The sequence below is a fragment of the Polynucleobacter sp. IMCC30063 genome (genome assembly GCF_021395235.1).
Lineage (GTDB): Bacteria > Pseudomonadota > Gammaproteobacteria > Burkholderiales > Burkholderiaceae > Polynucleobacter.
In genome coordinates this window covers 316,207-325,498 of record NZ_JAJVCQ010000004.1, presented here as the reverse complement: position 1 = coordinate 325,498, position 9,292 = coordinate 316,207, and the positions used below count along the sequence as shown (strand labels likewise).

The window sequence follows — 9,292 nt, the reverse complement described above, 5'->3', positions numbered from 1 at the left end:
TACCCTTGATTGCCGTAATCAACATCGATAAGCCGTGCTGTTTTTCGCAAAATATCGCGCACATCTCGCCAACCCAAATTCGGATTAGCGCTTAACATTAATGCTACAACTCCGGTAACAGTGGGTGCTGCAGATGAAGTGCCGTTCATTTGATCAAAATCACAATTTGGGTTTTTTTCTTTATTAATGGGCGAGCCACCAATCATGAATTGAGCAGTATCAACTGCAGACAACCCATTCTTGCTATAGCCTCGCTCACAGCCCATTAAATCCGTAGAATAAATCTGTGGCCCCTGCTTATTGGCTGCGCTACCTGCCTCGCCGTAATTACCAATTGACGAATCCTCTCCACCAAGCCCTGTAATCCAGATCACTGAGCCTGCCGAGGAATAGCTTGATTTGTAACCCATGGCATTAGCCGCTGCAGTGACAATGACCGGGAAAGTAAGTCTCTCGGTATCAGAAGATGGATTTACACAACTAACAAGGCGATAGAAAGAATTGCCATATTGGAATTGTGGGCAATTGTAAGTGATTCTGAGTCTGGTATTCTCATAATCCTCGTACGCATTGCCCGCAGACTTAACCACCACAGCACCTTTGCCGCCCCGCAAATTCGGCAAGCTCTCAAGCCATGACGAGCGTCCGAAATTTAGTGGTAATGGTGGTACACTTCCAAAGGACGCATTAAATACATCCGTATATTTTGACCATTCTGCGCCACCGTAAGCGTCAAGGATATTATTTGTAGTAGTCACAAAACCCACGAATCTTGCTCCGCCCAGCGTAGCTTTAGGGGCGATTCCCATGACACCAATCCCATTTTGGGCGGCTGCAATCATCCCAGCAACATTAGTGCCATGGGCATCGTCTGGATTTGAAGGCGTTGAATCAGAAGTGCCGGTTTCAAAATTCCATGTCATTGCCGGATTGATATTGGCTTTCAGATCAATATGATTGATCTCCATCCCATCATCTAAGACCATGACATTGATGCCTTGCCCTTTAATGCCTAGCTTATGTACTGCCTCAACATTTAAATCTGTAAAACCATCGGCAACAAGGGGAAATCCAGCAAAGAAACTTTGCGCAGCATTTAAGGCCCATTGATAGGTATATAGGGGTTCTGTAGCGCCTGTTTGGCAGGCATAGGGACCAGATTCAGAGCAAGATGAAGTACTATTGTTATCTCCGCAAGATACGAGCTGTGTTCCCAGCGCAACAATAACGAGCAACGCTAAAAAAGTCTTTATCAATTTATCCTCCGCCAAGCTAACAGACTAGTTCAATAGATAGGCATGATTTATCTCTTAACTATTTATGCACTAAAACTTATAGCCAATACCAACCAAAAGGTTATAGACATTGGCACTAAAGGTGGTTGAAAGAGACGCTGCTGTTCCGCTAACTTGGGCTTTGCTAGTAGAGGTTAAATTTCCATAAGTAAAGTAGTTAACTTCACCAAAGCCATACCAATTACCCATAAAGAATTGTTTATAGCCAAGGCCTAATGAATAACCTGTTAAGGTGTCGGTCGAGGTGTCACTTTGTAAAGTATATTTAACCGAACTGCCCGTGTAGCCAACTTTGAAATATCCCAAACCATCCTTACCGATATTCATACCCGGGGCTAGGTAAATGTTATAGACATTTTGTTTTTGGTAGGTACCATTAAAAGTATTACCAAGTGCGGTGGCAGAGAAGTTACCCGACTGACTATTCACGGGATAGTACTCAACCCCAAGGGCTAAAGTGAAGTCCTTATTAACTGCGGCGGTATAACCAACGGCGACATTTCCGGTAGCCCCTGATGTTGTACTAGCAGAAGTAGAAAGGGGGATGGTGCCAGTATTAGCTCCGCTAATTACCAAGGGAGAGTTTGTCAGGCTAGGATTAATGCCTTCAAAGCCAACGCCGACCTGACCATAAAAGCCTTCAAATTTAGACTGAGCAAAAGATGGTGCTGTAAGGCTAATTAATCCAACAGCTAGTATCAGTAATCTAACCTTCATATAACCTCCATTAGTTATCATTTTTATGAAATATGGTAAATCCACGACTAAATCCTAGTATAGGTTAAAGAGAATAAAAAGACGGAATTTCACTAGATTAGCCAAGGGCCTACACCAAAATATTAAATAATTAGAAAAATATCACCACCTTTTTTTGCTTTGAAATATTGAAGGGGGAGGTGTTGCTGAACTGCTGTCAATTTAGGTCCACTACTTGAGAGAGTTTTTCCATAGTAAATCATTGCAGTAAAATGGGTTGAGTTTGGATGATTTTGGGTATTTGCACTTGGGGTGCTGGTGGCCTGTAACCTAATGAGCTATGGGGCCGTTCATGGTTGTAATGCTTGACCCATTCCCCAACCACTACCTTAGCTTCTTGTAGGCTGTAAAAGATTTCTCCATCCAGCAAGTTATCTCTAAAAGTCCCGTTAAAGCTCTCACAAAAACCATTCTCCCAAGGACTGCCTGGAGTAATGTAAGCAGTCTTCACTCCAATGCCAGATAACCATTTACGCAACTCTTTGGCAATAAATTCTGGCCCATTATCTGAGCGTATGTGCTCTGGGATGCCGTGAGTAATCATGGCATTGGCTAACTGTTCAATCACTTGGATCGAGCCAATTCTTCTAGCGCAATGGATGGTCAGGCATTTTCTACTGAACTCATCAATCATAGTCAGCATGCGGATCTTGCGACCATAAGCGTCTCTAATGAAGACAAAGTCATAACTCCACACATGGTTGGGGTGAGTCGCTCGCAGGCGCATGCAGCTTCCATCGTTTAGCCAGAGCCTGCCTCTAGGAGGCTGCTTTTGTGGGATCTTCAGGCCTTCTTGCCGCCAGATACGAGCCACCTTGGCAGTGGTAGCTTGGCCCCAACCAGCGCTGCGCATCATGCTGGCAATAAACCGATAACCGTATCTACCGTAGGTGCCGGCCATACGGATGACTTCAGCTCGTAGTGGCTCTTCATCATCTCTGGGCAATGGCATATAGCGATACGCTGCTCTCGATAGCCCCACTAAACTGCAGGCAGTCCGCTCAGAGATGCAATACCGATCCATGAGCAGCTGCGCTGCGTTTTTACGCCTAGTAGGGCTTAGAAGTTTCCCTTAATGACTTCCTTGAGCATCACTTCTCGTAGGGATAGGTCCGCTACGAGTTTCTTAAGTCGGGTATTTTCCTGTTCTAGCTCTTTGTATTTTTTAGCTTGATCTACCTTCATGCCGCCGTACATTTTTCTCCAGCGATAGTAGCTTTGCTCAACCGTGCCTATTTCTTTACAGGCTTGGGCGAGGGTTTTGCCATTACTGGTTAATACATCGATTTGGCGTAACAGGGTGACAATTTGTTCGGGTTTAAGACGTTGACCTTTAGCCATGATTAGCACTCCTTTAGGGTGAAGATTATCAAAAATCCTCTCTTTTGGAGTGGTACTAAAAATCAGGTCAGTTCAAACACCTGAGCAGCTGTTTTGCGTTTAGCAGGGCTTAGAAGTTTCCCTTAATGACTTCCTTGAGCATCACTTCTCGTAGCGATAAGTCCGCTACGAGCTTCTTAAGCCGGGTATTTTCCACTTCCAGATCTTTGTACTTACGAGCCTGATCGACTTTCATACCACCATAGATCTTGCGCCAACGGTAGTAGCTTTGCTCTACCGTGCCTACTTCTTTACAGGCTTGGGCGAGGGTTTTGCCATTGGTGGTTAAAACATCGATTTGACGCAATAAGGTGACGATTTGCTCGGGTTTGAGACGTTGGCCTTTTGCCATATTTAGCACTCCTTTAGGGTGAAGATTATCAAAAATCCTCTCTTTTGGAGTGGTACTAAAAATCAGGTCAGTTCATCAAACACTTACTCGTTTAATTAATTCTTTACGCTCTTCCATATCTTGTGAATTGCCCTCAAGAACCACCCTTCCACGCTCCACTACATAATGTCTATCGCACAAATGAATAGCTTTATGAATATTTTGCTCGATCAAAAGAATTGAAATTCCTTGAGATTTAAGCTCCTCCATTAGCCGAAAAATATCAGCAACTACCATTGGAGCAAGCCCTTCAGTAGGCTCATCAATTAATAGTAATTTTGGATTGCCAACCAATACTCGCGCCATTGCTAACATTTGCTGCTCTCCACCAGATAAGGTTGTACCTGATTGGTCACGTCTTTCACTTAAGCGGGGAAATCGCTCAAAAACCATTTGTATGCGCTGTTCTGCTGCCTTTCGCTCACTTGCTTTAACTTGCATCAGTCCAAGCTTCAGATTCCCTTCAACACTTAGCCCTGGAAACACCCTTCGATCCTCAGGCACCAACCCCAACCCCAGTCTTGTGATTTCATTTGGCGGTAAAACATCAATAGACTGACCTTGAAATAATATTTTTCCTTGAGAGGGTCTATGCCAACCGGCAATAGTTTTAACAATCGTTGTTTTGCCAACCCCATTTCTTCCAAATAAACCTACAGTCTCACCGGGACGTATGGATAAGTTAACTCCCTGTAAAACATGAGACAACCCAAGGTTGACATGTACATCGTGCATCTCCAGAATCATGCCAACTCCTCCCCAAAGTATGCTGTTTGTACCAGTGGATTGGAGCGAACTTGCTCAGGATTACCTTCGGCTAATTTCTTTCCCTGCGCCATGACGATGACCTTTTTGGACAAGTCCATTACAAGGTCTACATCATGCTCAATTAATAGCACTGTTATTTTTGATCCTAGTTGCTTAATAAGCTCAGCAGTCTCCTGAGTATCTGCCTGTGACATTCCTTGGGTGGGCTCATCTAAGAGCAAAAGCTTTGGTCGAGCTGCTAGTGTCACTGCAATCTCTAAACGTCTTTGCTGGCCATGAGATAAGGCTCCTGCAAGCTGATCATGACAATCAAATAATCCGAACTCCTGTAATAATTCGTTCGCTCTTGCAATTGCAATAGTGCTTTTGTTCAAAGGGAGAAATAAATGGGAACGAGGCTCTAGCGCCTGACTTGCTATTCTCAAATTATCAATTACAGGGAGGTCAAAAAAGAGATTGGTAATCTGAAAAGAACGGGCCATCCCACATGACAACCGCCTTTCGGGACTCATATTTGTAACATTCGACCGATCCAGATCAATGCTACCAGAGTCAGCCATAAAAGTACCACTTATTAAATTAAAGAGCGTGCTCTTACCTGCACCATTTGGTCCAATAATAGAAGTGACACCTAAGCGCGTCACTTCAAAACTAACATCATCAACCGCTTTAAGACCGCCAAAACGCTTGCTTAAATGATTTGCTTTAAGAATGATTTCTACGTTTTCCATCATTCCTCCCCTTTATGAGAATGTTTCTTACTAAGGTATTTAGCGAGCAAGCCAGAAATTCCCTTAGGTGCGGAGACAACGATAACCACAAAGATTATTCCTATAACAATATGGTGATGAACGGTCCAAGTTCCAATAATGGATTTGAATGCGGTTAAAAGAACGCTGCCTAGAATTGGTCCTATTAAAGTACCTACACCACCCAAAACAACTGTTACTACGGCATTACCAGAAACACTAAAGAACATGAGCTCTGGCGAAACGAAACCCCTCAACATCGGATAAAGAGCACCAGATACTGCAGCAACCACTGCAGCCAAAATAAAGGCAACTTGCTTAGGCCCTTTGGACTTATAGCCTACGTAAGCCAGGCGGTCTTCATTAGATCGAATAGCATGCCATATTGATCCCATTGGGGTTGTTAGAAAATATTTCAAGACGGCGTATAAGCCCCCAATAGTCAACAAAGTAATCAGAAAAAATGAGCCTGGCTGACTGGTATCGATGGCGCCAAATGGCGTCCAGATTTGTAAAATGGGTACGCCCATCATGCCATCAGATGCTCCAAGGCTGCGAGTGTTATAGACAACCTTGGCTGCTACCTGCGCCAGCCCAAAAGTAATCAGCGCAAAGTACACTCCTTTTGATCGAAGAGCCACGAAGCTAGCAATCCACCCTAATACAGTTGCCGACAGGGTCACAATCCCTATTGCTAAAAAGAATGATGGAGAAATTTCTTTCAGAACTAAGGCGGATAAATAGGCGCCAAAACCAAAATATAGGGCCTGACCAAGAGACAATAATCCAACAATCCCCAACAACAAATCAACTGACATCGCAAGTCCGCCAAAGATCAACGATTCTGTCGCCAGCCGGAGAAAGAATGTATCTTGAAGAATGCTGCCAACGATAAACAGGACAAGGGCTGATGTTAGTAAAAGTATTTCAATGAGGCGAATGGCTCTTACTTGGGGATTAAGCATTTTTCATACCCCCGTATAAACCAGTTGGCTTGAACATCAATACCAAAACCATTACAGTAAATACCAGAGGATCTGACCATACAGGAGAAATATATAAAGAAGAAATTGATTGCAATTGTGTCAATAAAATTCCTGCAACAACTGCCCCTTTAATGCTTCCAAGACCTCCGACAATGACAACGCTAAAGGCCATCAAGATAAAGTCTCGCCCCATAGTAGGAAATACCGAATAGATAGGGGCTAAGAGCACTCCAGCAAGGCCAGCTAAAGCAACACCAAATGCAAAAGTCAGCGCATAAACTCGCATCACCGGTATACCCAATGAGGAGCTCATATCTTTATCATATGCAGAAGCTCTTACGATTGCGCCTAATTGGGTTTTGTAAATGAGTACCCATACAGCAAAAATAATTAAAGCGCCAAATACCATCAGAAATAATCTGTAATTTGGAAACATTACACCCAACAACTCGCTAGCTCCCGAGATTGGTGCGCTAGGTTTAATTGGATTTGCACCCCAAATAATCTTGTATCCATCCTCTAAAACCATTGCTACGCCAAATGTCAACAACAAAGTGAGAATGTGCCGATCTTTATAGTGAAATACTTTTTGAATCAAAAGCCTTTCCATTGCAAAACCGATGGGCACTAACAATAAGGGGACTAATAGCAGGCAAAGCCAGAATGAAACACCCATTGCCATAAGACTCACACTGAAGAAGGCCCCAGCTGCATAGAACTCACCGTGGGACATGTTAATAACATCCAGCAGGCCAAAAATAATAGTCAAGCCTAATGCCATTAGGACCACAGCTACGCCAATGGAAAGACCATTAACTATCTGTGGCGCATAAATATATTGTAAGCTTTCTAGCATTTAAAACCCAATCCCTTAGTAATATTCACAAACTGAAAAACTCCACACCTCTAAAAAATAGATGTGGAGCCTTCTATTAGCACATTAAAAACGAGTACAGACATCAGGACCAATCGCCTGATCAGAAGGCACTCTTCCAACAATATTAAATTCGCCATTCTCCACCCGAACTGCAAACATATCCTGCATTGCCTGGTGGTCTCCAGCACGCATCTTCTTTGTGCCTTGCGGAGTTTGCCAACTTAAGTCATCCATAGCTGCACGGACCTTATCAGTTTCAGTAGACTTAGCTTTTTCTACAGCAGCTTTATAAAAATAGAGTAGCCCGTAAGAATCCGCACCATAAAGATCGGGAAGTTTGTTATAGGCTTTCTGGAAATCAGCAACAAACTTTTTATTTGCTGGGTTATCTAACTTAGGTGAATAACCAACGCCTGTTACAAACCCATTTGCAGACTTCCCAATAGCGCCCATATTTTGAGATGTGACTGTGCCAGATGCACCAACAAGCGTTACCCCTTTATTGAGGCCATACTCATCCATCTGCGAAAATAATCGTACCGTATCATTACCGGCCACAGAGGTATAGATTATATTCGGCTTAGCAGCTCTTACTTGACCAAAGTATGGTGAATAATCTTTGTTGTCGAGAGGTGCAAAAACCTCGCCAACATCTTTAGCGCCTTTTTCAGTAGATGCTTTCTTAAAGGCCGATACTGTGCTTCGCCCCATCTCGTAGTCAGGTCCGATAAAGAATATGTTAGCTTTAGGAATTTCTTTATCAACCCATGCAGCCAATGCAGCAGACTGCATACCTGCACGTGCATTTACACGAAATACATTTGGAGAGCATTTATCTCCAGTAATCGAATCCGCAAATGACACTGTTGTAGCAATAAGCTTATTATTTCGTTCGGCTAGCTGCCCTACCGCTAAAGTAGATCCTGAATTGACAGTGCCAGTTAAAAAGTCAACTTTTTCTACCTGAAATAGCTTTTCTGCCTTTTGAGTTGCAACCGCAGGATTTGCCTCTTCATCTTCATAAATTAGATTAATTTTTCGACCATTAATGCCACCCGCAGCATTAATTTCTTTGGCTGCTAAATCTAAACCCATTTTGACTTGCTCACCAATTGGGGTATAGGTACCAGATAATGGCGTTACAACTCCAATTTTGATGGGGCCAGATTGCGCTACAACTAATGATGCGCCGAGACTTAGTGCTACAGCCAGAGCGATTTTCTTTGTTTGAAATTGCTTTTTCATTGTGACTATCTCCTAAAAAAATTAACGACCAACAAAATTTGGTTGACGCTTTCCATGAAAAGCCTCAACCCCTTCTTTGAAATCTTCTGAATTACGCAAGCGACTGTAACAATGGCCCTCAACTTCAATTGCTGTAGTTAATAGGCAATCCTCTGTTTCATTTAGCATCTTCTTAGCCGTTCTTTGGGCAATTGGAGAAAATGCGCGCAGTTCATCCACTAATTTAGAAACGGCACTAGCAAGTTCCGAGTCTGGTACGCACTCAGTTGCTACGCCCCATTCATATGCCTGCTGCCCTTTGATGCGCCTAGAGCGCATCACAATATCTTTGGTTCTAGTAATGCCTACCATTTTTTGCAAGCGCGCAGATCCTCCTGAGCCAGGAATTTGTCCTAATTTTTGCTCAGGCAGTGCATAGAGAGTTGATTCAGCCGCGATACGAAAATCACATGCTAAGGAAATCTCAAAGCCAACACCGAAACAATAGCCATGATTAGCGGCAATAACTGGTTTTGTACAGCGCGTAGGCGCAGCAATATTCCATGCTAGCTTTGAGACATGCTCCGGACTTGCCTCCAAAAATCCTTTAATATCTCCGCCACTAGAGAAGTGCTCGCCTTCAGCCCTTAATACAATGATACGAACCCGATCATCAGCGTCTAAGGCCTCAAATGTAGCCCGCAATTGATCGCGTTGGGGCATCTGTATCACATTAAAAGGTGGTCTCTTCAACACAATATCCGCTCTTTGTTGAGATTCATTAATCTCCACATAAAACCCATCAAGGTTATCGAGGATATTGCTAAAAGGATGCTTCAATATAGCAGTCATAAGGTCTCTCTAGT

10 protein-coding genes are annotated in these 9,292 nt (G+C 43.3%); all 10 read right to left on the bottom strand.

The features are described from left to right. A partial coding sequence (locus LZG75_RS09840; protein WP_233937380.1) for a S8 family serine peptidase occupies nucleotides 1-1,256 on the bottom strand: 1,256 nt, incomplete at its 3' end. 69 nt (nucleotides 1,257-1,325) lie between these two features. Continuing rightward, nucleotides 1,326-2,012: an outer membrane beta-barrel protein gene (locus LZG75_RS09835; RefSeq protein WP_233924320.1), complete on the bottom strand. Its 687-nt coding sequence runs from the start codon at nucleotides 2,010-2,012 to the stop codon at nucleotides 1,326-1,328. 238 nt (nucleotides 2,013-2,250) lie between these two features. Next, a protein-coding gene (locus LZG75_RS09830; protein WP_233937362.1) for an IS3 family transposase occupies nucleotides 2,251-3,392 on the bottom strand; the annotation gives its coding sequence in 2 pieces (ribosomal slippage) (nucleotides 2,251-3,125 and nucleotides 3,125-3,392; 1,143 coding nt in all). 109 nt (nucleotides 3,393-3,501) lie between these two features. Further along, nucleotides 3,502-3,783, bottom strand: coding sequence for a transposase (locus tag LZG75_RS09825; RefSeq protein WP_353203088.1), 282 nt, complete (start codon nucleotides 3,781-3,783; stop codon nucleotides 3,502-3,504). 75 nt (nucleotides 3,784-3,858) lie between these two features. After that, entirely contained in the window at nucleotides 3,859-4,569 is a 711-nt protein-coding gene (locus LZG75_RS09820; protein ID WP_233937379.1) for an ABC transporter ATP-binding protein, read from the bottom strand. Continuing rightward, a complete protein-coding gene (locus LZG75_RS09815; protein ID WP_233937377.1) occupies nucleotides 4,566-5,321 on the bottom strand; it encodes an ABC transporter ATP-binding protein in 756 nt (251 codons plus the stop codon). Before LZG75_RS09815 ends, LZG75_RS09820 begins: the two co-directional genes overlap by 4 nt. Then, a complete protein-coding gene (locus LZG75_RS09810) occupies nucleotides 5,321-6,304 on the bottom strand; it encodes a branched-chain amino acid ABC transporter permease (RefSeq protein WP_233937376.1) in 984 nt (327 codons plus the stop codon). Before LZG75_RS09810 ends, LZG75_RS09815 begins: the two co-directional genes overlap by 1 nt. Beyond that, entirely contained in the window at nucleotides 6,297-7,181 is an 885-nt protein-coding gene (locus tag LZG75_RS09805) for a branched-chain amino acid ABC transporter permease (protein WP_233937373.1), read from the bottom strand. Before LZG75_RS09805 ends, LZG75_RS09810 begins: the two co-directional genes overlap by 8 nt. 84 nt (nucleotides 7,182-7,265) lie before the next feature. After that, nucleotides 7,266-8,447, bottom strand: a complete 1,182-nt coding sequence (locus LZG75_RS09800) for an ABC transporter substrate-binding protein (RefSeq protein ID WP_233937371.1) — start codon at nucleotides 8,445-8,447, stop codon at nucleotides 7,266-7,268. Between the two features lie 21 nt (nucleotides 8,448-8,468). Then, a complete protein-coding gene (locus LZG75_RS09795) occupies nucleotides 8,469-9,278 on the bottom strand; it encodes an enoyl-CoA hydratase/isomerase family protein (RefSeq protein ID WP_233937370.1) in 810 nt (269 codons plus the stop codon). Between the last annotated feature and the right edge of the window lie 14 nt (nucleotides 9,279-9,292).